At 70.5% G+C, this 25,693-nt stretch carries 26 protein-coding genes; 14 read left to right on the plus strand and 12 right to left on the minus strand.

What is annotated here, in order from left to right; translation table 11 throughout:
* From A9X04_RS13245 to A9X04_RS13305, 13 genes are all read left to right on the plus strand, one after another.
* Positions 1–1,105 (plus strand): hypothetical protein (locus A9X04_RS13245; RefSeq protein ID WP_067920992.1); only part of this gene is annotated, 1,105 nt, incomplete at its 5' end.
* A 151-nt stretch (positions 1,106–1,256) separates the two neighbouring features.
* Positions 1,257–1,766 carry a hydrogenase maturation protease gene (locus A9X04_RS13250; RefSeq protein WP_067920994.1) on the plus strand — a complete coding sequence of 170 codons (510 nt, stop codon included), beginning with the start codon at positions 1,257–1,259 and terminating at the stop codon, positions 1,764–1,766.
* A complete protein-coding gene (locus tag A9X04_RS13255) occupies positions 1,757–2,023 on the plus strand; it encodes a HypC/HybG/HupF family hydrogenase formation chaperone (RefSeq protein ID WP_067920996.1) in 267 nt (88 codons plus the stop codon). The genes A9X04_RS13250 and A9X04_RS13255 overlap by 10 nt, the downstream gene beginning before the upstream one ends.
* Before the next feature lies 1 nt (position 2,024).
* Positions 2,025–4,394: a carbamoyltransferase HypF gene (hypF, locus tag A9X04_RS13260; RefSeq protein WP_067920998.1), complete on the plus strand. Its 2,370-nt coding sequence runs from the start codon at positions 2,025–2,027 to the stop codon at positions 4,392–4,394.
* Positions 4,391–5,113: a HypC/HybG/HupF family hydrogenase formation chaperone gene (locus A9X04_RS13265; RefSeq protein ID WP_067921000.1), complete on the plus strand. Its 723-nt coding sequence runs from the start codon at positions 4,391–4,393 to the stop codon at positions 5,111–5,113. Before hypF ends, A9X04_RS13265 begins: the two co-directional genes overlap by 4 nt.
* A complete protein-coding gene (locus tag A9X04_RS13270) occupies positions 5,110–5,799 on the plus strand; it encodes an SIS domain-containing protein (RefSeq protein WP_067921002.1) in 690 nt (229 codons plus the stop codon). The genes A9X04_RS13265 and A9X04_RS13270 overlap by 4 nt, the downstream gene beginning before the upstream one ends.
* Positions 5,796–6,908, plus strand: coding sequence for a hydrogenase expression/formation protein HypE (gene hypE, locus A9X04_RS13275; RefSeq protein WP_082973003.1), 1,113 nt, complete (start codon positions 5,796–5,798; stop codon positions 6,906–6,908). The genes A9X04_RS13270 and hypE overlap by 4 nt, the downstream gene beginning before the upstream one ends.
* A 25-nt stretch (positions 6,909–6,933) precedes the next feature.
* Complete coding sequence (locus A9X04_RS13280) at positions 6,934–7,206, plus strand: HypC/HybG/HupF family hydrogenase formation chaperone (protein ID WP_067921005.1); 273 nt, start codon at positions 6,934–6,936, stop codon at positions 7,204–7,206.
* Positions 7,207–7,272: 66 nt separating this feature from the next.
* A complete protein-coding gene (gene hypD / locus A9X04_RS13285) occupies positions 7,273–8,412 on the plus strand; it encodes a hydrogenase formation protein HypD (RefSeq protein ID WP_067921007.1) in 1,140 nt (379 codons plus the stop codon).
* A complete protein-coding gene (locus tag A9X04_RS13290; RefSeq protein WP_255396489.1) occupies positions 8,409–9,158 on the plus strand; it encodes a DUF6390 family protein in 750 nt (249 codons plus the stop codon). Before hypD ends, A9X04_RS13290 begins: the two co-directional genes overlap by 4 nt.
* A gap of 20 nt (positions 9,159–9,178) precedes the next feature.
* Positions 9,179–10,315, plus strand: coding sequence for an alkaline phosphatase family protein (locus A9X04_RS13295; protein WP_067921009.1), 1,137 nt, complete (start codon positions 9,179–9,181; stop codon positions 10,313–10,315).
* Between the two features lie 160 nt (positions 10,316–10,475).
* Entirely contained in the window at positions 10,476–10,871 is a 396-nt protein-coding gene (locus A9X04_RS13300) for a hypothetical protein (RefSeq protein ID WP_082974989.1), read from the plus strand.
* Between the two features lie 149 nt (positions 10,872–11,020).
* Entirely contained in the window at positions 11,021–11,911 is an 891-nt protein-coding gene (locus A9X04_RS13305; protein WP_067921014.1) for a PPE family protein, read from the plus strand.
* A 7-nt stretch (positions 11,912–11,918) separates the two neighbouring features.
* Here the strand turns inward: A9X04_RS13305 and A9X04_RS13310 are convergent, their stop codons facing one another.
* From A9X04_RS13310 to dxr, 10 genes are all read right to left on the minus strand, one after another.
* Positions 11,919–12,647 (minus strand): gamma-glutamyl-gamma-aminobutyrate hydrolase family protein, encoded by a 729-nt coding sequence (locus A9X04_RS13310; RefSeq protein WP_231980720.1) that lies wholly within the window; start codon positions 12,645–12,647, stop codon positions 11,919–11,921.
* A gap of 169 nt (positions 12,648–12,816) precedes the next feature.
* Positions 12,817–13,377, minus strand: a complete 561-nt coding sequence (locus A9X04_RS13315) for an alpha/beta hydrolase (protein ID WP_197509161.1) — start codon at positions 13,375–13,377, stop codon at positions 12,817–12,819.
* Between the two features lie 120 nt (positions 13,378–13,497).
* Entirely contained in the window at positions 13,498–15,009 is a 1,512-nt protein-coding gene (locus A9X04_RS13320) for a cobyric acid synthase (protein ID WP_067921018.1), read from the minus strand.
* A 14-nt stretch (positions 15,010–15,023) separates the two neighbouring features.
* Positions 15,024–15,881: a type I methionyl aminopeptidase gene (gene map / locus A9X04_RS13325; RefSeq protein ID WP_067921064.1), complete on the minus strand. Its 858-nt coding sequence runs from the start codon at positions 15,879–15,881 to the stop codon at positions 15,024–15,026.
* A 10-nt stretch (positions 15,882–15,891) separates the two neighbouring features.
* The gene (locus A9X04_RS13330) at positions 15,892–16,500 is read right to left on the minus strand and encodes a DUF1707 domain-containing protein (protein ID WP_067921020.1); all 609 of its coding nucleotides are present in this window, start codon (positions 16,498–16,500) and stop codon (positions 15,892–15,894) included.
* 215 nt (positions 16,501–16,715) lie between these two features.
* Positions 16,716–18,530, minus strand: a complete 1,815-nt coding sequence (locus A9X04_RS13335; protein WP_067921022.1) for a penicillin-binding transpeptidase domain-containing protein — start codon at positions 18,528–18,530, stop codon at positions 16,716–16,718.
* A 208-nt stretch (positions 18,531–18,738) separates the two neighbouring features.
* Positions 18,739–19,593, minus strand: coding sequence for a GNAT family N-acetyltransferase (locus A9X04_RS13340; RefSeq protein ID WP_067921024.1), 855 nt, complete (start codon positions 19,591–19,593; stop codon positions 18,739–18,741).
* 57 nt (positions 19,594–19,650) lie between these two features.
* On the minus strand, positions 19,651–20,829 hold the full coding sequence (ispG, locus tag A9X04_RS13345; protein ID WP_067921026.1) for a flavodoxin-dependent (E)-4-hydroxy-3-methylbut-2-enyl-diphosphate synthase: 1,179 nt from the start codon (positions 20,827–20,829) through the stop codon (positions 19,651–19,653).
* Between the two features lie 17 nt (positions 20,830–20,846).
* Positions 20,847–22,061, minus strand: coding sequence for an RIP metalloprotease (locus tag A9X04_RS13350; protein ID WP_067921028.1), 1,215 nt, complete (start codon positions 22,059–22,061; stop codon positions 20,847–20,849).
* Positions 22,062–22,080: 19 nt separating this feature from the next.
* Entirely contained in the window at positions 22,081–23,286 is a 1,206-nt protein-coding gene (gene dxr, locus A9X04_RS13355) for a 1-deoxy-D-xylulose-5-phosphate reductoisomerase (RefSeq protein WP_067921029.1), read from the minus strand.
* 78 nt (positions 23,287–23,364) lie between these two features.
* On the opposite strand from dxr, the gene A9X04_RS13360 reads away from it, so the two are divergent.
* Complete coding sequence (locus A9X04_RS13360) at positions 23,365–23,619, plus strand: DUF2631 domain-containing protein (RefSeq protein ID WP_067921031.1); 255 nt, start codon at positions 23,365–23,367, stop codon at positions 23,617–23,619.
* Positions 23,620–23,680: 61 nt separating this feature from the next.
* Here A9X04_RS13360 and rlmN read toward each other — a convergent pair whose 3' ends face one another.
* Entirely contained in the window at positions 23,681–24,775 is a 1,095-nt protein-coding gene (rlmN, locus tag A9X04_RS13365) for a 23S rRNA (adenine(2503)-C(2))-methyltransferase RlmN (protein ID WP_067921034.1), read from the minus strand.
* Positions 24,776–24,798: 23 nt separating this feature from the next.
* Positions 24,799–25,620, minus strand: coding sequence for a phosphatidate cytidylyltransferase (locus tag A9X04_RS13370; protein ID WP_369804538.1), 822 nt, complete (start codon positions 25,618–25,620; stop codon positions 24,799–24,801).
* Positions 25,621–25,693 lie beyond the last annotated feature (73 nt).

Consider the following 25,693-nt stretch of genomic DNA (forward strand, 5'->3'; position numbering starts at 1 on the left):
GGTGCGGTTCCTGCAGCTGCAGCACCGCCGGGCCGAGCGTGAGGTCGCCCCCGGCGAATACCGGCCCGTCGACCAGCTGACGACCGCGGGCGGGTCGTGGCTCAGCTGGGACGAGGCGGTCGAATGCGAAAGGCCCTTCGGCCCTGTCGCGCTGGACGGCGGGCCGTGGACACTGTCGGTGACGGCGGATGCGGGCACCGACATCGAATTCCTCGAGGGCGGTCGCCTGGTGCGCCAACGACGGGAGGTACGTGGCGTGCTGACGGTCGCCGGCGAGGCGGACGGCGACCTGTGCCGGGTGTCGGTGCGGCTCAGCAACGTCGGCGACGCCGCGGTAGACAAGAACGACGCGATCGCCCGGTCCATGATCGGCACACACCTCATCGCCGAACTCGAGGAGGGCCAGTTCGTCTCGCTGCTCGAGCCGCCCCCGTCGGCGGTCGCCGCGGTGTCCCGGTGCGCCCAGCATCGCTGCTTCCCGGTGCTGGCCGGCCCACCCGGTGCCCGGGACCTGCTGCTGATCTCGCCGATCATCCTCTACGACCACCCCGAGGTCGCCGAACAGAGCGACACCGCCCTGTATGACTGCACGGAGATCGACGAGATCCTCACCCTGCGGGTGATGACCATGACCGACGAGGAGAAGGCACAGGCCCGGGCCACGGATCCGCGAGCGGCGCGAATCATCGACGCGTGTGACGCCATGTCCCCCGAGGCGATGGCGCGCCTGCACGGCGTGCTGCGCGATCCGGTCTCGGGTCTGGTCCCGCAGCTCCCCGAGGGCGTCGACTGGTGGGATCCGCTGGCCGACAACGCCGTTCGGCCGGAAATCGATGCGGTGCTGGTGAACGGGACCCGGGTGGCGCGCGGCAGCCGGGTCCGGCTGCGGCCGCGGCGCAACGCCGACGCGCAGGACATCTTCGTCGCCGGCAAGACCGCCCGCGTGACCTCGGTGCACTCCGACGTCGAGGGCAACATGCATGTCGCGGTCGTCGTCGACGACGACCCCGCCGCCGACCTGCACGACTGGTACGGCCGTTACCTCTACTTCTCCCCCGACGAAATCGAGCCCCTGGAAGCTCACCGCAGCCCCGCAAACTCGTGAAAGGAGTTCTCTGATGGAAATCCTCGGCTGGATATTCCTCGCTATCATCGCGTTGGTGCTCGTGATCGGACTGGCGCTGGGGGTGGTATCCATCCCCGATGCCCGCCGCTACCTCAAGCTGAGGCGGATGTAACTTGCTCGGACGGCGGAGATGACAGCGCGCATCCTGGTAGCGGGCATCGGCAACATTTTCCTGGGCGACGACGGGTTCGGATCGGAGGTGATCCGCAACGCGGAGATCCCGCGGGACGATCCCAGCGTTCGCGTCACCGACTACGGCATCAGCGGCATGCACCTGGCCTACGACCTGCTCGACGAATGGGACACTCTGGTGCTGATCGACGCGGTGCCCAACCGCGGCAACCCCGGAGCGTTGCACGTCTTCCAGGCCGACCATGAATCGGATTCGGCTGCAACGGGTTTCGACGGTCACAGCATGGATCCGGCCGCGGTGTTCGCCAGCTTGCGGGCACTGGGCGGCACCCCGCCCTACACCGTCGTCGTCGGATGCGAGGCGGGCAGCGTCGAGGAGGGCATCGGCCTCACCGAGCCCGTGGCCAGGGCGGTTCCCCGCGCCGCACGGGCCGTCGAGGAGATCGTCGCGGCGTTGCACGCGCGCCCGGCCGCCGCCCCCGAAGGGACCGCTGAGCCATGTGTTTAGGGATTCCCGGTCAAGTGATCCGGATGCTGGACGGCTTCGAAGGGCAGCTCGCGTTGGTGGACGTCACCGGCGAGCAGCGGCGGGTCAACGTCGGCATGCTGCCGGAAGAGACATTCAAACCCGGCGACTGGATCATCATCCACATGGGCTTCGCCATCGAAAAGACCGACCGCGCGGGCGCCGAGCAGGCGATGGCCGGTCTCGAGCTGATGGGGCGGGGCCGTGCCGACGGGACTGACTTCTCGAAGGGCGGCTGACATGACCCAGTCCCCCCTGCTGCTGCGGCATGACCCCGCTTCCCGGGTTCGGCAGCGCTTCACCGTGACCGGTGTTGTGCAGGGGGTTGGCTTCCGGCCCTTCGTGCACCGGATCGCGACCGAGCTCGGCCTGTCCGGCTTCGTCGGCAACGACTCCGGCGCCGTGTTCGTCGAGGTGCAGGGCGAACCCGCGCGCGTGGCCGAATTCGGCCGGCGCCTGCGCGCCGACGCGCCGCCGCTGGCCCGGATCAGCCACGTCAACGTCGACGAACTTTCCGCCGACGCCGGCTGCGGATGCGGGTTCTCGATCGTGGACAGCCGGGCGGTCCCCGGCGCCACGACACCGATCCCGCCCGACATCGCGGTGTGCGACGACTGCGTCGCCGAGCTCTTCGACCCGCGCGACCGCCGCTACCGCCACCCCTTCGTCACCTGCACCAACTGCGGGCCGAGGTTCACCATCATCCGTGAACTGCCCTACGATCGCCCGGCCACCACCATGTCGGGGTTCGACATGTGTGAACGCTGCGCCGCCGAATACCACAACCCGGCGGATCGCCGGTTCCACGCGCAGCCGATCGCCTGCCCCGACTGCGGGCCGTCCCTGTGGTTCTCCTCGGCGGCCGGGCGGATCGACGGGGCGGACGCCGCGCTGGCGGCCACCCAGCGCGCGCTGGCCGCAGGCGCGGTGGTCGCCATCAAGGGCGTCGGCGGCTACCACCTGGCCTGCAGCGTCAGCGACGGTGCGGCGGTCGACGCGCTGCGCACCCGAAAGGCCCGCGGCGCCAAGCCGTTCGCCATGCTGGTCCGCGACCTCAAGGTGGCGCGCCGCTACGCCCACGTCGACGACACCGAGGCCGCGGCGCTGCTGAGTCCCGCCCGCCCGATCGTGCTGCTGCGGCGCCGGCCCGGTGAGGACGGCGCGCCGGTCGCCCACGGCGTCGCGCCCGGCAGCCCGTTGCTCGGCCTGATGCTGCCGTACGCCCCCATCCATCACCTGCTGCTGGCGCCCGTCCCCGGCGCGGCCGGCGAGCCCCCCGCCGCGCTGGTGCTCACCAGCGCCAACCGATCCGACGAGCCGATCTGCTTCACCGATGACGATGCCGCACAACGGCTTCCGGCGCTCTGCGACGCGGTCCTGGACCACGACCGCCCGATCCACGTCCCGTGCGACGACTCGGTGGTGCGCATCATCAAAGACGGCGGGCGCGACGCCGAGCTGCCGATCCGCCGGTCCCGCGGGTACGCCCCGCTGCCGATAGACCTGAACGTGGCGGGCCCGCCGGTGCTGGCCGTCGGCGGGGAGTTGAAGAACACGTTCTGCCTCACCGACGGCGCGCGCGCCTACCTGTCGGGGCACATCGGTGACATGTCCACCTGGGAGACGCTGCGCGCATTCGAGCGGGCGGTGCACCAGCTCAACGAAATACGCGGCGAGCCCGCCCGATTGGCCGCCGACCTGCATCCGGGGTACCACACCCGAAGCTGGGCGGAGCGCCACGCGGACGGCCGGCCGCTGGACCTGGTTCAGCACCATCACGCGCACGTCGTGTCGCTGCTGGCCGAGCACGGACGCATCGGCGAACCGGTCATCGGGGTCTCCTTCGACGGCACCGGTTACGGATGCGACCAGAGCGTGTGGGGCGGTGAGATTCTCCGGCTCGGCGGCGACAGCCACCGATTCGTCCGGGCCGGCCACCTGCTGGCGGTGCCACTGCCCGGCGGTGACGCGGCGGTCCGCAGCCCGTGGCGGATGGCGTTGTCGCAGCTGTGGTCGGCCGGCATCGACTGGACCGCCGACCTGGCCCCCGTCGCGGCGGCGACCCGCGATGAATTGCGCGTCACCCGTGCCCAATTGGAGACGGGGACGGGCTGCGTGCCGTGTTCGAGCATGGGCCGCCTGTTCGACGCGGTCGCCTCGCTGCTCGGGGTGCGCCACCGCATCGACTACGAAGGCCAGGCCGCCATCGAGCTGGAGGCGCTGGCGGAGTCGGCCGCCGGCAAGGCCGGGCCGTCGCTGCCGCTCATGGTGCGCGCCGACGGGGTGATCGACCCCGCCCCCATGGTGCAGACGCTGGTGTCGGCGCTCTACGCCGGCGCACCAGCTGCGGTGCTGGCCGCGACGTTCCACGAGGCCGTCGCGGACGCCGTCGCCAAGGTGGTCGCTCAGGTCGCCGGGCCCACCCGGCTGGTGGGCCTCACCGGAGGGGTATTCCAGAACGTGTTGTTGCTGAACGCATGTCGTCAGCGGTTGCAGCGGGCGGGATTCGAGGTGCTGACCCACCGAACGGTGCCGCCGAACGACGGCGGGCTGGCGCTGGGTCAGGCCGCGATCTCCATGCTGACCGCGTCGAGGGGGACCGACTCATGACCACCACAGCCATCGATCGCGGCCTGGGCGCCGAATTGGCCGAGGACCTGGCCGGCACCGCGTTCACGCTCGCCAAGCGCTTCGCCGCCGGCGCCACCATGTGGTCCATCGCGCCGTCGTGGGAGCCGCATGCGCAGCACATCGCGGTCGAGTTCGTCCACCCGGTGATCATGGGCAAGCGGGCCCTGCCCGCGGTGGCGCTGACCGGACCCGACCTGGTGGATCTGGTCCGGGTGTCCGTGCGGCCGGGTGACATCGTGGTCGCGGTGTCCGGCGCGGACGACGCGCAGGTCCGCTCGGTGATGCGGCGCGCCCCCGCATGGGGCGCCACCACGATCTGGATCGGCAGCGGCGCACGCCCCGCGCCGGGCACGGCCGATCACGTGCTGTGGCTGGACGACCCCGACCCGCGCGTACCCGCGACGGGAGGTTTCGTGCTGTTCTATCACCTGCTGTGGGAACTGACCCACGTGTGTTTCGAGCACCCCGGCCTGCTCAAACCCGAATGCTCCGAGTCGGTTTGCGTCACCTGCAGCGACGAGGGACGCCCGGCAGAGGCGGTGACGGCGTCGGCCGACGGGCACGCCACGGTCCGCACCGCGCGCGGCACCGAGAACGTGGTGACCACGCTGATCGACCCGGTGGCCGCCGGGGACCTCATTCTGGTGCACGCGGGCATGGCGATCGGCAGACTGGAAGACGAGGAGGGCGCCCGATGAGCCCGGAACACCGCGACGAACCGACCAACTTCCTGTACCCGTTCATCGACGCGCAGGAAGACGATGCCGGGTCGCTGCTGGCCGACCTGGCCGCGTCCGCGCAGGCTAAGGCGGCCGCGAGCCTGGCGCTGCGGCGCTCGACGCTGCAGGCCAACGCCGCACTGCTGGGTCAGGCCGCCGCGGAAGTGGCGCGCCGCTTCGCGGCGGGCGGACGCATGTTCACCTTCGGAAACGGCGGCAGCTGCACGGATTCCACCACCCTGGCGAGGCTGTTCGCCCGGCCGCCGGTCGGCAAGCCCGAAAAATCCCTGCCCGCGTGGCCGTTGACCACCGACCAGGCCATCCTGACCGCCCTGGGCAACGACGTCGGATTCGAATTGGTGTTCGCCCGACAGCTGATCGCCCGCGCCGCCGGCGGTGACATCGCGATCGCCATGTCCACCAGCGGCGGCTCACCCAACCTGCTCGCCGCGCTGGCCGAGGCCCGCCAACGCGGCCTGTACACCATCGGATTCGCCGGCTATGACGGTGGCGCGTTCGCGAACAACCCGAATGTGGACGCCTGCTTCGTCGTTCGCTCGCAAAGCGTGCACCGGATACAGGAATCGCAGACGCTGCTGGGCTATCAGCTGTGGCTGAGCGTGCACCAACAGCTGGGCGGCGAGCAGGGTCTGGGGGCGGCATGAACAAGCCGGTGGGTGATTACCTTTCGTCGGGGCCGCGGTTCGCCGAGGGTGAGGTGATCGAGCGGATCGAATCGTTCCGCAGGCGCCGCCCGCGCCTGCTCGACGACCACGTGACGCTGGCGCACGGGGCCGGGGGCAAGGCCTCGGCGGCGCTGGTGGACGCGGTCTTCGTGGAGGCGTTTCGCAACCCGCTGCTGGAATCGCTCGGTGACAGCGCGGTACTGCCGCTACCGGGCGGCGAGCGCGTGGCGATGTCGACCGATTCGTTCGTGGTGCAGCCCAGGCGCTTTCCCGGCGGTTCCATCGGCTCGCTCGCCGTGCACGGCACCTGCAACGACCTCGCAATGGCCGGTGCCGTGCCGTCGTGGATCTCCGCGGCGTTCGTGCTCGAAGAGGGCTTCCCCATCGCCGAGTTGAAGGAGATCGTCGCCGACATGGCGGCGGCGGCCGCCGAAGCCGGCGTGCGGATCGTCACCGGCGACACCAAGGTGGTGCCCAAGGGCGCCGTCGACGGGGTGTTCGTCACCACCGCCGGGACCGGCGTCATCCCCGCGGGACGCGCGCTGTCCGCGGCGGCGGTGCGGCCCGGGGACAAGCTGCTGTTGTCGGGATCGATGGGCGATCACGGCATGGCGGTGATGCTGGCGCGGGGCGACCTGGCCATCGAGGCCGACATCGCTTCGGACACCGCTTCGGTCAGCCCGCTGGTGGAGCTGTTGATGGCGGCCGCGCCGTCGACCCGCTGGATGCGCGACGCGACGAGGGGCGGGGTGGGCACGGTCTGCAACGAACTGGCCCAGGCCTGCGGCCTGGGGGTGCTGCTCGAAGAGGAGCGACTTCCGGTGGCGCCCATGGTGAACGGCGCGTGCGAGCTGCTCGGCATCGACCCGCTCTACGTCGCCAACGAGGGCAAGTTCGTCGCCGTCGTCGCGCCCGAGGAGGCGACGGCCGGGCTTGGCGCGCTGCGGTCGCATCCGCTGGGTGCCGATGCTGCCGAGGTCGGGGAAATCGTCACCGAACCGGCCGAAAGCGTGGTGCTGCGAACGGGATTCGGTGGAACGCGGATCGTCGACATGCTGGTCGGTGACCCGCTGCCCCGGATCTGCTGAGCTTTGCTGAAAGGAGATACCGGATATGTGTCTTGGGATTCCGGGCCGGATCGTCGAGATCACCGATCCCGCCAACTATTTGGCGAAGGTCGACGTCAGCGGCGTGCAGCGCACCATCAGCGTCCGGCTGCTCGAGGACGACATGCCCGAGCCGGACGACTGGGTCCTGGTGCACGTCGGGTTCGCGATGGCCAAGATCGACGAGACCGAGGCGCTGCTCACCCTGGCCGCCGTCAAGAAACTCGGCGACGCCTACGACACCGAGATCCAGGCTTTCGACTCGTCGGCCATCATCTAGTCCGACGACGATGCGGTCCGGTAACGGACCGAGGAGGAATCGGGCCATCATCTAGGAAGGCGCACAATGAAATTCGTTGACGAGTTCCGTGACCCGGCCGCGGCGCGCAGGCTGCTGGGCGCCATCGGGCGCCTGGCCGGCACCGACTCCCCCGGCGGGGAGCAGTTCAAGTTCATGGAGGTATGCGGCGGGCACACGCACACCATCTACCGGCACGGCATCGAACACCTGCTGCCCGACAACGTCGAACTGGTGCACGGCCCCGGGTGTCCGGTCTGCGTGATCCCGATGGGCCGCATCGACGACGCGATGTGGCTGGCGGGCCAGCCCGACGTGATCTTCACCTGCTTCGGCGACATGATGCGGGTGCCCGGGTCGAAAGGCAGCCTGCTGGACGCCAAGGCGCGCGGGGCCGACGTCCGGTTCGTCTACTCCCCGCTGGACGCGCTGAAGATCGCGCTCGACAACCCCGACAAGCACGTGGTGTTCTTCGCCATCGGTTTCGAGACCACCGCGCCGTCGACGGCGGTGACACTGGTCCGGGCGCGCGAGCAGGGGCTGACCAACTTCAGCGTGTTCTGCAACCACGTGATGATCGTGCCGCCGATCAAAGCCATCCTGGAGTCTCCGGACCTGCGGCTCTCGGGGTTCATCGGCCCCGGGCACGTCTCGACGGTGGTGGGCAACCGGCCCTATCGGTTCGTGCCGGAGGTGTACCGAAAGCCGTTGGTAGTGGCCGGTTTCGAGCCACTCGACATTTTGGCCGCGGTCGCGATGCTGCTCACCCAGATCCGCGAGGGTCGCTGCGAGGTGGAAAACCAGTACAAGCGGGTGGTGCCCGAACGCGGCAATCCGGCCGCCCTGGCGTTGATGGGCAAAGTGTTTGCCCTGCGCCCCCACTTCGAATGGCGCGGCCTGGGCTTCATCTCCCAGAGTGCGCTGCGGCTGCACGACGACTTCGCGGAGTTCGACGCGGAGCTGCGGTTCTCGATGCCGGGGGTGCGTGTGGCCGACCCCAAGGCATGCCAGTGCGGCGAGGTGCTCAAGGGCGTGCTCAAGCCTTGGGAGTGCAAGGTTTTCGGCACCGCGTGCACCCCGGAGACCCCGATCGGCACCTGCATGGTGTCCCCCGAGGGCGCCTGCGCCGCCTACTACAACTTCGGGCGCATGCACCGTGACGCCGTCAAGCTGGTGGGGCGCGCTTGACCGGTGACCCCAGCGGCTCGCAGCGCGGTGTGGAGATGTTCGCGCGCTACGCCTATGCGCCCAACGCGCTGGGTTACTGTGGTCCCCCGCTGGGCGCCACCCTGCGCGACGGCTCGGCCGACGAGGTGCGTGCGGCCGCGACGCGGTTCTCCGGGGCGTGGCCGTACCTGCGGGTGCTGTCGGCGCTGACCGGCATCGCCGACCCGCTGGATCATCGCCTCGTCGAGGCGTACTGGCTGGGCGGCGGCGTGGGCGCCGACCTGGACCCGCGGGACTTCTTCGAGGCGTTGCTGGGAATCATCGGCCCGCAGGCGGGCCGCTACTGGTCACATCTGACGCCGGACCTGGCCCGCGAGGCCGCCGCCAACCACTGCTTCCACGTGTTCGGCGTGTACCCGTGGACGCGGTTCCTGGGTCGCGGCATGGACCAGCACCCCCTGCAGGTGCTCGACAACTGCCGCATCACCTGGGGGACGGTGGTCTCACGCGACCATGACCGGATCGAGGTGCTGCGCCGCACGCTGGCCTTCGACGGCGAGGCGCTGGCGCTGTCCGAACCGTCCTGCGGCGTGTTCGACGTCTGGACCGATGGGTATAGCGCGGTCCCCGACGTGGCCGCCGGCGACGAGATCGCCCTGCACTGGAGCCGGCTGTGCGGCCGGCTGTCGCCGCGGCAGGTCGGCGCACTGGCCGACGGGACCGATCGCCAGCTGCGCCTGACGAGCCGCCGACTGGCGCATGTCTAATTTCGTGCCAGACTGGCCCGATGCCCGGTTCCCTGCGCGACGTGCTGCCCGCCGTCGCCGCACTGCTCGGCGCGCCGGGCGCCGTCGACCGGCTGGGCCTGGCCGACTGGCTCGGCGGAACCGCTGAGCTCGATCGCGTCGCGGTCGTGCTGGTGGACGGGATGGGCTGGCACCTGCTCGGCGACCTCGCCGGCAGCGCCCCGTTGCTCGCCGCGGTGCTCGCCGGGCAAACGGGGCGCCTCACGGAGCTCGCCTGCACGTTCCCGTCGACCACGCCGACGAGCCTGGTTTCCCTGGGCACCGGGGCGCAGCCCGGCGAACACGGGATCCTGGGCTTCACGCTCAACGTTCCCGGCACCGACCGGGTGCTCAATCACATCCTGTGGCGCGACGATCCGCCACACACCCAGTGGCAGCCGCTGCCGACCTGGTTCGGGCGGCTGAACCAGGCCGGTGTGAGGGCGCGCGCCGTGTTGCCGGCCGCGTTCCTGGGCAGCGGGCTGACCGACGCGGCGTATCGCGGCGCCGAATTCCGCCCGGTCCAGCCAACGGACGACAACGCGCAGACAGTGGCAGACGAGCTGCACGCGGCGCCGGGTCTGGTCTACGGGTACACCGCCGCCCTGGACACCGCGGCGCACGCGTTCGGCGTCGGCTCCGGCCAGTGGCACGAGGCGGCGGCCAAGGTGGACGCGCTGCTGACCCGGCTGGTCGAGACGCTGCCCCCGAGGGCGGCGCTGCTGGTGACGGCCGACCACGGCGGTTTCAACGTGCCGCCGGACGCCCGGGTCGACCTTGCCGCCGACGCGCGGCTGGCCGCGGGAGTCCGCGTGGTCGCGGGCGAACCGCGGGTGCGCTACCTGCACACCGAGCCGGGCGCCGCGGCTGACGTTCAGGCCGCCTGGAGTGAGGTACTCGAGGGCAGGGCGCACGTCTACAGCCGCGAGCAGGCCGTGGCCACCGGAATGTTCGGGCCGGTCAGCCCGGTACATCTGGCGCGGATCGGCGACGTCGTCGCCGTCTGCACCGGCGATGCCGCCATCCTGGCCACCGGGCACGAACCGCCGGAAACGGCCCGGCTCATCGGCTTTCACGGCGCGGCGACACCCGTCGAAATGGCCATCCCGCTCATTGCCTTCAAATCCCCTGCCGCGTAGCGCGACCGGCAAAGCGGTGACCGTTGACACACACCGGACTTTGATCGTTTTCACAGGCGGCTTGCCTTGCCGTCCAAGCCTCGCGTTGTAGGTTCGGGCCACTGTGACAGTCGGAGGCACCCGTCGGGTTTCGCGTTGGCGGTCAGCCATCGCGATCGTTGTGGCGCTCGGACTGTTCGGCGCGGTCACCGCGGGCTGGGCGTCGTGTGGGACCGCGGTGGCCGGTGTGGGGCTTCCGCAGGCGGCGGCGCAGCACCAGCAGACCGTGCAGGCCGGCGCGAACACGGCGCCGGCGCGGGCGGACCGCGTCAACCCTGTCGCGCCGCGCTTTTCGTCCGGCTCCACGCCGGCACATCACAAGACCATCAAGAACGCGTGGATGACGCGGGACCGGCCGCCGACGTGGGAGCGCTCGTCACTCCCGTCGATCGGCTCGCCGTTGCCGGATTCGTTCGCGGCCGCGGCATTTCGGTTGTCCGGCCCACCCTCCCGTGATCCCCGGGCGGTTCCCCGTGACCGGGACCTGTTGACGCGGCTCTGCATCGCCCGTTGCTGAGGGATCAGTCGCCCGCGGCGGCCGCCGTCGTTGCACCGCCGCGGGTGCGGTGAGGCCGTAACCCTTCGGCCTACGTCCCAACAGAAGAGTCCACTGTGCTCGCAACGGCCCCAACGGGCCCATACCGCCGTCGTTAGGCAGAGACAACCATGAACTTCACCACGCTCCCGCCCGACATCATCTCCGGGCAAATGCATGACGGCCCCGGCCCGCAGCCGATGCAGGAAGCCGCGACGGCCTGGGCCCGCCTGGCCACCCGGCTGCACACCGCGGTCGCGGACTACCGGGCGGTCACCTCGAAGCTGCTGGCCGGATGGGAGGGCCCGACGGCCGCTCCCGACGGCGCGGCGCCCTACATCGATTGGCTGAACGCCACCGCGATACGGGCCGAGCAGGCGGCCACCCAGGCCGCGGCGGCGGCGCGGGCCGCCGAAACGGCTGTGGCGGCTACGGTGCCACCGTCGGTGATCGCGGCCAACCGCGCGCTGCGCGGCTCGCTGGCCCTGGCCGACGCGCTGGGACTGGCCGGCCCGGTGATCGCCGACACCGAGGCCGAGTACGAGCGAATGTGGGCCCGGGACGCCCGGGCCATGTACGCCTACGCCGAGGCTTCGGCGCAAGCCGCGGTCCTCACGCCGTTCGCCGCCCCGCCCGACGGCGCGGGCGACGGCACCTGGGCGCTGAAGTCCGCGCCGGAGATGCTGTCGGCCGGCAGGCAGCTGATCTTCACCGCCCCCGCCGCCCTGCGGGCGCTGTCGGAATCACCGCTGGCCACGTTCGACGTCTCCCTGGCGTCGGCGACCTGCCCCCTGTCCAAGCTCAGCTCGCTAACGGCGCCGTCGGGTGTCGCGATCGCCAACCTGAATTCACTCAACAAGGCGGCGGCACTGCGGTGCCTGCTGCCCGACCGGCGTGGTGGCCGCCGCCCGGCCACCACCGTGCGCGCCGGCGGCGGGGCGTCGGTCGGGGCGCTGTCGGTGCCCCGGGCCTGGGCGGCAGCCGCCACGCCGATGGCCGTCTACCGCGGCACGGTCGCCTAACGCCGGGTCAGCCCGCGTACGATCGCGCGGCGTCCACCACGGCGGCGAAGAGGCGCAAGTCGTCCAGGGACTGTTCCGGATGCCATTGCACCGCAAGCACAAACCCGTCGCCGGGCAACTCCAGCGCCTCCACCACGCCGTCGGGATCCCAGGCGCTGACCACCAGGCCCGCACCGACTTCGTCGATCGCCTGATGGTGGTAGCAGGCCGCATCGGTGGACTCGCCCACCAGCGCCGCCAGCCGGCTGCCCGCGGCGGTGCGCACCGGCAACCGGGTGAACACCCCTTGGCCCGCCCGATGCCCGTCGTGACCGATCACGTCGGGCAGGTGCTGGTGCAGGGTGCCGCCGAGAGCGACGTTGAGCACCTGCGCGCCGCGGCAGATGCCCAGCACCGGCAGGCCCCGATCCAGCGCGCCGCGCAGCAGCGCGAGCTCCCAGGCGTCGCGGGCGGCGCGCGGCTCATCGGTGGCCGCATGCGGTTGCTGGCCATAGGCGGCGGGGTCCAGATCGTAGCCGCCGGTAATCACCAGCGCGTGCAGGCTGTCGAGGACCGCGCCCACCGTCTCCGGTTCCGCCGGTTGCGGTGGTAGCAACACCGCGGCCCCGCCGGCCAGGACGATCCCCTGGAAGTAATCGGCCGGCAGGTAGCCCGCGGGCATGTCCCAGATCCCGGTCTGCACCCGCTCCAGGTACGAGGTCAGGCCCACCACCGGGCGCCGAGAGGCGTGCACCATCGCGCATCCCTTCCGATCGATGACCGCCGATCGATGACCGCCGTCAATTCCCGCGCCCCGCCCGACACGTTACCGCCCGGGGGTCATCACCGCCGATCGCGGCGGACGACGCACGCGAGCACCGGTAATCCGCTTGCGCCAGTGGGGGTTCCGTGCACCATGCCGGGGATCACCAGGTGCTGGTGCGCAGCACGATCTCGGCGGCCAACTGTGCGGTCGACTCCTGCACCGTGCGCCTGCCCAGATGCACCACGCGGTATTCGGCGTAGACGTACTGCTGGCTGGCGCGCGCCACCGCCCGCGCGGCCGGGGAGCTGAACAGCACCGTGGTGCCGATCTCCACGGGCGGGCAGTGATCGTCGCGCACGACCCCGTCGCGATCGGCCGCCCGCGGGTGCCCGCGGTCGATCACCACCAGGCCGACGAACCGGCCCAGCTTCGTCGCCGCCAACTCCCAGGCCAGGTCGCCGCCGGCGCGGTCGCCCACCACCACGGCCCACCCGATCCCCAGCGCGTCGAGAATGCCGACCACCGACTTCGGGGTCAGCCGCGGGTCGAGACCGATGACGACCGTGCGAAGCGATGCCGTGTGCAGACGCTCGCATACCGCGTCGTACGCGGCGGGTGCGCGTTCCTCGTCCCCCAGGATGACCACCACGACGCCCTGCTCGGGACCAGCCACCGCGACCGGGACGGGGAACCCGTCGAGCGTGGTCATCATGGAGGGCATCTACGCACGCTACAACCGATCGGCCTGCGCGCGCGAGGATTTGTCGAATTCCATGCGCGCCCAACGGGTTCTGCGTCGCCGCAAATTCGGTTCCCGTGCCCGCACATACCCGTGAATGCCCTACGGCCGCAATTGAGTTGCGATATGCGGTCGGCGCGGCGGCGGACCGTCGAGCAGGCCGAGAACCGCGTCGATATCGAGATGGGCGGCCAGCAAATCGGAGACGGTGTCCACCTGGGCGTCGCGTCGCGCGGCGACGTCGGTGTGGGCGACGACGAACCCGTCGCGGCCGGCCGCGGCCGCGACGCGGGTGAGCCACCCGCGGCGGAAGTCGTCGTTGTCGAGCAGGCCGTGCCAGTGGGTCCCGAAGACCGCCCCCCGCACGAAGCCGCACGGCTCGCCGTCGCGCCCGCCGTCCGCGCCGAACCAGCTCTGTTCGGCGGACCGCGTCACCCGGCCATGATGGATCTCGTAGCCGGCGAGCGGCGGCGGCCACCGGCGCAGAATCTTGGCCTCGCCGAAGGCGATGTCGGCGTCCAACAGCCCCAGCCCGGCGACCTCGCCCGCCCGCGATTCCACGGTGTCGTCGATACGCCGGCACAGCATTTGGAAGCCCCCGCAGATGCCCAGCACCGGCTTGCCGGTTGCGGCGTGCCTGGTGATCGCGTCGGCGAGGCCGCGGTCGCGCAGCCAGGCTAGGTCGGCGACGGTGGACTTGCTCCCGGGGATCACGATCAGGTCGGTGTCGGCCAGGTCGGCCGGGTCGGTGCTCCAGCGCACCAGGACGCCGGGTTCGCAGGCCAGCGCCTCGACGTCGGTCGAGTTGGAGATCCGCGGCAGCCGGATCGCGGCCACCCGCAGCCACTCGCGTCCGTGCGGCGGCGCCGGGGTGCCGACGACGCGGTGCGCCACCACCGACAGCGAGTCCTCGGCGTCCAGCCAGAGCTCGTCGGCGTAGGGCAGCACCCCGTAGGTCGGGCGGCCGGTTATTTCCTGCAGCTGGCGCAGCCCGGGCTCCAGCAGCGCGGGATCCCCGCGGAATTTATTGACGACGAAGCCCGCGATCAGCTCCTGGTCGCCGGGCTCGAGGACCGCGACCGTCCCGAACAGGTGCGCGAGCAGCCCGCCGCGGTCGATGTCACCGACCAGGATCACCGGCAGGTTCGCCGCCCTGGCCAGGCCCATGTTGGCCAAATCAGTTGCCCGCAGGTTGATTTCGGCCGGCGAGCCGGCGCCCTCACAGATGACCGCGTCGAATTCTTCGCGCAGGCTGGACAATTCGTCTGCGACGATCCGCGCGAGGCGGTCGCGATGCTTCACATAGCTTGCCGCGGTAACCGAATCCGCGACCCTTCCCCGGATCACCAGCTGCGACGTCCGGTCGCTGCCCGGTTTGACCAGGATCGGGTTGAACCGAACGCTGGGCTCCAGCCCCGCCGCCCGCGCCTGCAGCGCCTGGGCCCGGCCGATCTCGCCGCCCTCGACGGTGACCACGGAATTGTTGGACATGTTCTGCGCCTTGAACGGCGCCACCCGAACGCCGCGGCGGGCCAACAGCCGGCACAAGCCCGCGACCACCACCGATTTCCCGGCGTCGGAGCTGGTGCCGGCGACCAGCAGCGCCCCGCTCAAGGGTCCACGGCCGCTTATATCGAGGTGAGGATTTCGACGCCGGTGTCGGTCACCAGCAGGGTGTGCTCGAACTGCGCCGTCCACTTGCGGTCCTTGGTGACCACCGTCCAGCCGTCGTCCCAGATCTCGTAGTCCAGGCCGCCGAGGTTGATCATCGGTTCGATGGTGAACGTCATGCCCGGCTGCATGACCGTCGTGACCGAGGGCTGGTCGTAGTGCAGCACGACCAGGCCGTTGTGGAAGGTGGTCCCGATGCCGTGACCGGTGAAGTCGCGAACGACGTTGTAGCCGAACCGATTCGCGTAGGCCTCGATGACGCGGCCGACGACCGACAGCGCCCGCCCCGGCTTGACGGCGTTGATCGCGCGCATCGTCGCCTCCCGGGTCCGCTCGACCAGCAGCCGGTGTTCCTCGGCGACGTCGCCGGCGAGGAAGGTCGCGTTGGTGTCGCCGTGCACCCCGTCGATGTAGGCGGTCACGTCGATGTTGACGATGTCGCCGTCCTCGATCACCGTCGAGTCGGGGATCCCGTGGCAGATCACCTCGTTGAGCGACGTGCAGCACGACTTCGGAAAGCCCTTGTAGCCCAGGGTGGACGGGTAGGCGCCGTGGTCGATCATGTACTCGTGGGCGATCCGGTCCAGTTCGTCGGTCGTCACCCCGGGCGCCACCGCTTTGCCGGCCTCCTGCAGCGCGCCGGCCGCGATCCGGCCGGCGACCCGCATCTTCTCGATCACCTCGGGGGTCTGCACCCACGGCTCGCTGCCCTCGCGCACGCCTGCCTTCCAGGCGTATTCCGGACGGGGGATGCGGCTGGGCACCGGCAGAGTCGGGGACAACTCTCCGGGGGAAAGCGCGGTGCGGGCGGGCATGCCGACCAGCTTAATCACGCCGCGCGACGCCGGCTCGGCCGAAGCGGCCGCGCAGCAACGAGCGACGCGGTCCCCGGATGGTCACCGAGCCGCACACCACCCGCCCCGTCAGCACGACGTGCGGTCGCCCTTCGCCCGGCGCGTCCTTGCGGCGGTCGCGGGCGCTGCCCACGTAGACCTGGACGTCGTCGATCGACGCGCTGGCGCCATCGGGCAGCCGGATCTCCACCGAGCCGAACCGCATGTCGAGTTCGATGACCACCACCGGGCCCGCAAACCGGGCCCTGGTGAGGTCGAGTTCGATCGATCCCAGCCGCCGGACCAGCGCCAGGCGGGTCGGCACCGTCCACTCCCCGTGCCGTTTGAGTGAGCCGGCCCAGCCGCGCAACTCGACCCGGTCGGCCGCGGACGTGACGATGGCGCCGGGACCGGGCAGGTCGCCGACCAGCCCGTCGAGCTCTCCCCGGGTGCGCGCGTAGGACACCTGCGACGAGCGCTGCTCGAACTCGTCGATATCGATCAGGCCCAGCGCGACGGCGTTGTGCAGCCGCCGCATCGTGCCGTTGCGGTCGGCGTCCGAGACCCGCAACGCGACCATGTCGCCGCCGGTATCCGTCATGCTCGCAATTTACCGCCGAAGCGGCCCCGGGGACCGCGTCAGGCCAGATGGCGCCGCCCCGCTGCGCCCGGCGCAGACGCCGCGCTTGCGAGCGGCGTCAGGCCAGATGGCGCCGCCCCGCTGCGCCCGGCGCAAACGCCGCGCTTGCGAGCGGCGTCAGGCTCGATGGCGCCGCCCCGCTGCGCCCGGCGCAAACGCCGCGCTTGCGAGCGGCGTCAGGCCAGGAAGTCCGGCGGCAGCGACTCGAACATCACCTTGGTCATCCGAACCGCGTATTCCGAGCTGCCGCCCCCGACGATCAGCGACGCGAACGCCAGGTCCCCGCGGTATCCGGCGAACCAGGAATGCGATCCGCCCGGGAACTCGGCCTCACCCGTCTTCCCGTAGACCGCGCCGCAGCCGGCGATCTCCTTGGCGGTCCCATTGGTCACCACCAGCCGCATCATGGGCCGCAGCGCGTCGACCATCTTGGGGCTGATCGGCGTGGTGTCGCCCTGAACCGCGGTGGGCCGGCCCGCGATGAGCTGCGGCGTCGGGGTCTTGCCGGCGGCAACGGTCGCCGCCACCAGGGCCATGCCGAACGGGCTGGCCAGCACCTTGCCCTGGCCGAAGCCGTCCTCGGTGCGCTCGGCGAGGTCCACCGTCGGCGGCACCGACCCGGTCACCGTGGTGATGCCGTCCACCTGATAGTCCAGCCCGATCCCGTACCGGCTGGCGGCCTGCGTCAGGCCCCGGGGCGGCATCCGGCTGCTCAGCTCGGCGAAAGTGGTGTTGCAGGAACTGGCGAACGCCCGCGACATCGGCACCACGCCGAGGTCAAAACCCCCGTAGTTGGGGATGGTGCGGTGCCCGATGTCCAGATGGCCCGGGCAGCCCAGCATCGTGTTGGGGGTGGCCATGTCGCGGTCGACGGCCGCGCCCGCGGTCACCATCTTGAACGTCGACCCTGGCGGGAACAGGCCGGTGGTGGCCACCAGGCCGTCGGCGTCGGCGCCCCCGTTCTGGGCGATCGCCAGGATCTCCCCCGTCGACGGCTTGATCACGACCATCATCGCCTTGCCGCCGCGGGTGTCCACCGCGCGCTGGGCGGCGTTCTGCACCACCCGGTCGAGCGTGATCGAGATCGACGGCGCCGGCGATCCCGGCACCTCGTGCAGGACTTCGACCTCGACACCGTTCTGGTTGACGCTAACCACCCGCCAGCCCGCCTCGCCGTCGAGCTGGTCGACCACGGCCTTCTTCACCTCGGACATGACGGCCGACGCGAAATGCGGGTCGGTGGGCAACATCTCGGGCTGGGGCGTGACCACGACACCGGGCAGCCGGCCGATCGCCGGGAAGACCTTGTCGTTGTCGTCTGGGTGCAGCGTCACCAGGTCCACCTGTTGCGTCGCGGAGCTGGCCTGCTCGGCGAGCAACTGCGGGTCGTTCAGCGCGCCGTTGAAGGGACGCAGGACGTCGACGATCGCGTGCGCCGTCCCGATCAGGGCGGCCCCGGATCCGGCCTGGGTGGCGTCCAACGTGTAGTGGTACAGGTAGCCGGGCACCAGCACGTCGCTGCCCCCGAGCTCGTTGACCGAAGCGCGCCGCGGGGCGTCGGCCCGCAGCGCGAATGTCTGGTGCTCGCCCAGTTTGGGATGCAGGTCGGTGGTGGTCCAACGGACCTCCCAGCGCCCCTCGTCGCGCGCCATCTTCAGCTGGCCGTCGTAGGTCCAGGTGCGGTTCTTGGGCAGGCGCCAGGTGAAGCGGTAGCCGATCGTTCCGGTGTCCTCGGCGTACTTGGCGTTGAGGATCTGCGTGTCGAGATGACTGGCCTGCAGGCCCGCCCACGCCGCGTTGAGCGCCTCGCGGGCCTCGTTGGGGTTGTCGCTGAGTTGCGCGGCCGTGGCGGTGTCGCCGATGGCCAGAGCACTGAAGAACTTCTCGGCCGCCGGCCCCGGGCCGTCGGGCCGCGGCGTGCACCCGGACAGGGCGGCGGCCGCGAGGAGCAATCCGGCCGTCGCGATGACCAGTGGGGTTTTTGTGACCATTGGTACAGATGTTATGAAGGCCGGCTGTTGGCTCGGTGTCGACACACCGAGACGCGATCGTGACGTAACGCGGACACGCGGCTAATCCCGGCGGTCGAGCTTCTGCTTTGCGTCGAGATCGACGTCAGCGTGACGTCTACTCGGCATTTCTCGCGCTGGCGTCGATCTCGGTGCGCGGGGTCGATCCCTGAGCCCGATGGCTTGCGCGTTAGTCCAGCAAGACCGTCGCGAAGGTGCCCACCTCGGCGAAGCCGACACGAGCGTAGGCCGCGCGCGCGACCGTGTTGAAGCTGTTCACGTACAGGCTGGCGGTACGCCCGCTGCCGACGACCACGGCGGCCACCGTCGCGGTGCCTGCGGTACCCAGGCCCAGGCCCCGCCACTCCGGGTGCACCCAGACCCCTTGGATCTGGCCGACGCCCGGCGACTGCGAACCCACCTCGGCCTTGAAGACGACCTGGCCGTGCTCGAAGCGGGCCCAGGCGCGGCCGGCCGCGATCAGGCTCGCCACCCGCCGCCGGTACCCGCGACCGCCGTCACCGATGCGGGGGTCGACGCCCACCTCGCCGATGAACATGTCCACCGCGGCCACCAGATAGGCGTCCAGCTCGTCCGGCCGGACCTGGCGCACGCCGGGGTCGATGTCGCAGTCGGGATGCCTGGACAGCGCCAGCAGCGGCTGGCTGTCGCGCACGTCGCGGGCCGGGCCCCACGCCGACTCGAGCCGCTCCCACATGCGCATCACCAGGTCCGCCCTGCCGACCAGCGAGGAACAGCGGCGCGTTCCGCTCATCGCCTCGTCGGCGAAGGCGTCCATGTCCGCGGGTGTGCCGCGAAGCGGGATCAGGTTGGCGCCGGCGAAGCACAGTGATTCCTCCGCGCCACGCAGGGTCCACAGCTCGCCGCCGATGGAGTTCGGGTCGATGCCGTGGTCGGCCACCCGGGACGCGACCATGCACGACCCGACCGGATCCTCGTCGAACACCCGCCAGACGGCGGCGGCGTCGCGCACCACGGACACCCGTCGCTCACCGACAAGGCGGAACAGGGGCGGAGCCGACATCTGGCGGAACTCTCTGTGCTGCGAACTAAAGGACCGGCACGAGGAATCCGGCCCCCATCAGCTTACGGTCACGATCGGCGAACCGCTGGATGTTGTGTCAGGACCGTGATCGGCGCCCGTCTCGGTGGCCATTGCGGCCGCCAATCGCTGGGCCTCCTCGATCAGCGTCTCGACGATCTGGGATTCCGGCACCGTCTTGATCACTTCGCCGCGAACGAAGATCTGCCCCTTGCCATTTCCCGACGCGACGCCCAGGTCGGCCTCGCGGGCCTCGCCGGGGCCGTTGACCACGCACCCCATCACCGCGACCCGCAGCGGCACGTCGAGCCCGTCCAGGCCGGCGGTGACCTCGTTGGCCAGGGTGTAGACGTCGACCTGCGCGCGACCGCACGACGGGCAGGACACGATCTCCAACCCGCGCGGACGCAGGTTCAGCGACTCGAGGATCTGGATGCCGACCTTGACCTCTTCGACCGGCGGCGCGGACAGCGACACCCGGATGGTGTCGCCGATGCCGCGCGACAGCAGGGCGCCGAACGCGACAGCGGATTTGATGGTGCCCTGGAAGGCCGGGCCGGCCTCGGTGACGCCGAGGTGCAGCGGGTAGTCGCACTGGGCGGCCAGCTGCTCGTAGGCGGCGACCATCACGACGGGGTCGTTGTGCTTGACGCTGATCTTGATGTCGCCGAAGCCGTGCTCCTCGAACAGCGAGGCCTCCCACAGCGCGGACTCCACCAGCGCCTCGGGGGTGGCCTTGCCGTACTTCTCCATGAAGCGCTTGTCCAGCGAGCCCGCGTTGACGCCGATGCGGATAGGGATGCCGGCCGCCGCGGCGGCCTTGGCGACCTCGCCGACCCGGCCGTCGAATTCCTTGATGTTGCCGGGGTTCACCCGCACCGCCGCACACCCCGCGTCGATGGCGGCGAAGATGTACTTCGGCTGGAAGTGGATGTCGGCGATCACCGGGATCTGGCTCTTCTTGGCGATCGCGGCCAGCGCGTCGGCGTCCTCCTGGCGCGGGCAGGCCACCCGCACGATGTCGCAGCCGGCGGCGGTCAGCTCCGCGATCTGCTGCAGCGTCGCGTTGACGTCGTGGGTTTTGGTGGTGCACATCGACTGCACGGAAATCGGATAGTCGCTGCCCACCCCGACGTCGCGGACCATGAGTTGGCGCGTCTTGCGCCGGGGGGCGAGCGTGGGCGCCGGTGCGTCAGGCATGCCCAGGCCAATGGTCACTTTCTGCCTTCTCTCACTTACTGGAAGAGCCTGATCGGATTGACCAGATCAGCGGTCACGGTCAGCAGCATGTAACCGACCACGAACACCAGCACGACGTAGGTGGCGGGCATCAGCTTGAGGTAATTCACCGGCGCGGCCGCGACCATGCCGCGCGCCGACCGGATCAGGTTGCGGATCTTCTCGAACACCGCGATGGCGATGTGGCCGCCGTCGAAGGGCAGCAGCGGGACCAGGTTGATCGCGCCCAGGATGAGGTTCAGCTGGGCCAGGAAGAACCAGAACGCGACCCACAGCCCGTGGTCGACGGTGTCGCCGCCGATGATGCTGGCGCCGACCACGCTCATCGGGGTCTGCGGATCGCGCTGCCCACCGCCGATGGCGTGCACCAGCGCGCCCACCTTGGTCGGGATGGTGACCAGCGCCTTGCCCACCTCGCGGGTGAGGTCGGCGGTGAACGCGAACGTGGCCGGCACCGCGGAGAGCACGCCGTAGTGCGCGGGCGCCAGCTTGACGGCGGCGACGCCGATGGCGCCGACGGTCGAGGGCGCCGCCTGACCGCCCTGCCCGTTGGTCAGGAAACGCTGGGTGGGCGTGACGTCGACGTAGGTGGTGATCGTCTTGCCCCCACGCTCGACGACGATCGGAACGGTGCCGTGCAGCTTGCGGACCGCGGCGGCCATGTCCTCGAACGTGGACACGGGGGTGTCGCCGACCTTGACCACGACGTCGCCGGCGCGGATTCCGGCCAGCGCCGCGGGACCGGGACCGGCGCAGTCCGCGATCTTCCCCGGGGCGACTTCCGGTGCGACACAAGCGGTTTCGCCAATCACAGCCTTGGTCGGCGGGTGCAGGTTGGGCAGGCCCCAGACCAATGCGATCCCATAGATCAGCACCAGGCAGATGACGAAGTTCATGGCCGGACCGGCGAACAGCACCGCGACGCGCTTCCATACGTCCTGCTTGTACATCGCCCGGTCGGTTTCGTCGGGAGCCAGCTCCTCGACCGAGGTCATCCCGGCGATGTCGCAGAAGCCGCCCAGCGGCACGGCCTTGAGGCCGTACTCGGTCTCGCCGCGGCGCGTCGACCACAGCGTGGGCCCGAACCCGACGAAATAGCGGCGCACCTTCATGCCGGTGGCACGGGCGACCCACATGTGACCGCACTCGTGCAGGGCCACCGACACCAGGATGGCGAGGGCGAACAGCACAATGCCGATAACGAACATCATCTCCGCTGCGGGACCTTTCTCACACCATTCCGGAGGCGTTGACGGAAGCCTCGGTGGGCCGTGCGTGCGCGACTCGATCGATTCGGCGTCTGGCCTTCTCCCTAGCCCAGCGCTGCGCGTCCAGTACCTCATCCACGTTAGCGGGTGAAAGCGCCCATTGGTCTGCGGCGTGCAGCACCTCGGCGATGGTTTTCACGATGACGGGGAATCCCACCCGGCCCTCAAGGAACGCCGCGGCCGCTTCTTCGTTGGCCGCGTTGTACACGGCGGTCATACAGCCGCCGGTCTGGCCGGCATACCGGGCCAGCTCGACGGCGGGGAAAACCTCACTGTCCAGCGGTTCGAATTCCCAGCTGGACGCGGTGCTGAAGTCGCAGGACGCGGCCACCCCGGGAACTCGGTTCGGCCAACCCAGGGCCAGCGAGATGGGCAGCTTCATGTCCGGCGGGCTGGCCTGGGCGATGGTCGAGCCGTCCACGAACGTGACCATCGAGTGAACAATCGACTGCGGGTGCACGACGACCTCGATGCGGTCATACGCGATGCCGAACAGCAGGTGCGTTTCGATCAGTTCGAGCCCCTTGTTGACCAGCGAGGCCGAGTTCAGCGTGTTCATCGGCCCCATCGACCAGGTCGGGTGGGCGCCGGCCTGCTCCGGGGTGACACTCTCGAGCTGCGCGGCGGTCCAGCGGCGAAACGGGCCGCCGGAGGCGGTCAGCACCAGCTTGGCCACTTCCTCGGGGGCACCGCCGCGCAGGCACTGGGCCAGCGCGGAGTGTTCGGAGTCGACGGGCACGATCTGGCCCGGGCGCGCCGCGCGCAACACCAGCGGACCACCGGCGACCAGCGACTCCTTGTTGGCCAGCGCCAGCCGGGCGCCCGATTCCAGCGCGGCCAGCGTCGGGCGCAGGCCCAGCGCGCCCACCAGCGCGTTGAGCACGACGTCGGCCTCGGTGTCCTCAACCAGGCGGGTCACCGCGTCGGTACCGCGGTACGGGACGTCGGCGATCTGCGCCGCGCGTTCGTCGGCGACGGCGATGTTGGTGACCCCGGTGTCGGCGCGCTGGTGTAGCAGCGTGTCCAGGTTCGCACCCCCCGCGGCCAGGCCGACCACCTCGAAACGGTCCGGGTGGGCCGCTATCACCTCCAGCGCCTGGGTGCCGATGGAACCGGTGCTGCCCAGCACCAGCACCCGCAGGCGGCCGTCGGATGTCGCGTTAGTCACTCACTCATTGTGCCCGCTCGGTCCCGCGGCGGGTGTGCCAGAATCTCTCCTACCAGCCGATCACGAAAGGGATTCACCGTGGCCAGTACCGAGGTGGAACAGTTCACCGGCGTCGACACCGTCGAGGTGCCGTCGGCGGCGTGGGGTTGGAGCAGGATCAATCACCGCACCTGGCACATCACCGGTCTGGTGATCTTCGGATTCCTGCTGGCGATGCTGCGCGGCAACCACGTCGGCCACGTCGAGAACTGGTTCCTCATCGGGTTCGCCGCGCTGGTGCTCGCCGCTCTGGTCCGCGACCTGTGGGGCCGCCGACGCGGCTGGATCAGGTAGGCGCTACCCGCCGTCGGCGGCCAGCCGTCCGCACGCGGCTGCCTGATCGCCTGCGCTCCAGCTACCCGCCGTCGGCGGCCAGCTGTCCGCACGCGGCGCTGATCTCCCGCCCGCGCGTGTCCCGGACCGTGCACGAAACCCCTTGCGCCCGGACCCGCCGGACGAACTCTCGCTCCACCGGCTTGGGGCTGGCGTCCCACTCACTGCCCGGGGTCGGGTTCAGCGGGATCAGGTTGACGTGCACGAGCGGGCCGAGCGCCCGGTGCAGGCGCTTGCCGAGCAGATCGGCCCGCCACGGCTGGTCGTTGACGTCGCGGATCAACGCGTACTCCACCGACACCCGGCGACCGGTGACGTCGGCGTAGTAGCGGGCGGCGTCGAGCGCCTCGGCGATCTTCCACCGGTTGTTGACCGGCACCAGCGTGTCGCGCAGTTCGTCGTCCGGCGCGTGCAGCGACAGCGCCAGCGTCACCCCGAGCCGCTCGTCGGCCAGTTTGCGGATGGCCGGAGCCAGCCCGACGGTCGACACGGTGACCGAGCGCGCGGAGATGCCGAAGCCGTTCGGCGGCGGCTCGGTGATGCGACGCACCGCGGCCACCACCCTGGCGTAGTTGGCCAGCGGCTCCCCCATGCCCATGAACACGATGTTGGACAGCCGATCGCCGAAGTCATCCCGCAGGGCGACCGCGGCCGAACGCACTTGTTCGAGGATCTCCGCGGTCGACAGGTTACGGGTCAGTCCGCCCTGCCCCGTCGCGCAGAACGGGCAGGCCATGCCACAGCCGGCCTGCGACGAGATGCACACGGTGTTGCGCTGCGGGTAGCGCATCAGCACCGACTCGAACGTCGTCCCATCGGTGCCGCGCCACAACGTCTTTCGGGTCTGCCCGGCGTCACAGGTGACTTCGGCGGCCGAGGTGAGCAGGCGCGGGAACATCGCTTCGGCGACCCGGTCCCGCACGGCGGCCGGGAGGTCGGTCATCTCGCGCGGGTCGGCGATCAGCCGGCCGTAGTACTGATGCGCGAGCTGCTTGGCGCGGAACGCCGGCAGGCCCAGCTCAGCGACGGCCGCCGCGCGGCCTTCCGCGTCCAAGTCGGCCAGGTGCCGCGGCCGCCTGGCGGGGCGGGGTTCGGTGAAAACCAGTTGTTGGACCATGACCAGTCCAGTATCGGCCCTTCTCAGTGAACGAGCGTCAGCACCGTCCACGCCGCGACCGCCGACGGCAGCACGCCGTCGAGCCGGTCCATCAGACCCCCGTGGCCGGGCAGCAGGCGGCCCATGTCCTTGATGCCCAGGTCGCGCTTGATCTGGGATTCGACCAGGTCGCCGAGCGTGCAGGTGAGCACCAGGACGACGCCCAGCAGCGCGCCGATCCAGGGCGGTTTGCCGGCCAGGAAGGTGGCCGTCAGGATCGCCGCGGTGATCCCGAAAAAGAGCGAGCCGGCGAAACCCTCCCAGGACTTCTTCGGGCTGATCGCGGGAACCATCGGATGCTTGCCAAGCAGGACGCCCACGGCATAGCCGCCCACATCGGAGGCGACGACGGTGACCATCAGGCAAAACACCCGGCCCGCGCCGTCCTGCGGGTAGACCAGCATGGCGCCGAACGAGGCGAACAGCGGTACCCACGCGGCCAGGAACACGGTCGCCGACGCGTCGCGCAGATAATTCGCCGAGGGCGAACCGGCGAACGGCTCGGGCCGCTTGCTGTTGTCCTGCATGAACAGCCGCCACACGTTGCAGACCACCACGGTGGCGCCGAACCCGGCCAGGGCGCCGGCGGCGTGATAGGGCCACGTCAGCCAGACGGTGACCTGGCCGCCGATCAGCAACGGGATGAGCGGGATGACGTACCCGGCCTCGCCCAGCCGCCGCGCCACCTCAATGGTGGCGACGAAGATCGCGAGCGCGACGATGGGAACCCAGTAGCGCGGCGCGTACACCAGCGTCACGATCAACACGCCGCCGATCCCCGCGCCCACCGCGATGGCGGCGCGCAGGTCACGTCCCGCACGGGACGTCTTCTTGGCCGCCTGCGTGGCCTTGGTGGCCTCACGCGGCGGCTCGTCGGGC

Source organism: Mycobacterium sp. E3247 (genome assembly GCF_001667785.1).
Lineage (GTDB): Bacteria > Actinomycetota > Actinomycetes > Mycobacteriales > Mycobacteriaceae > Mycobacterium.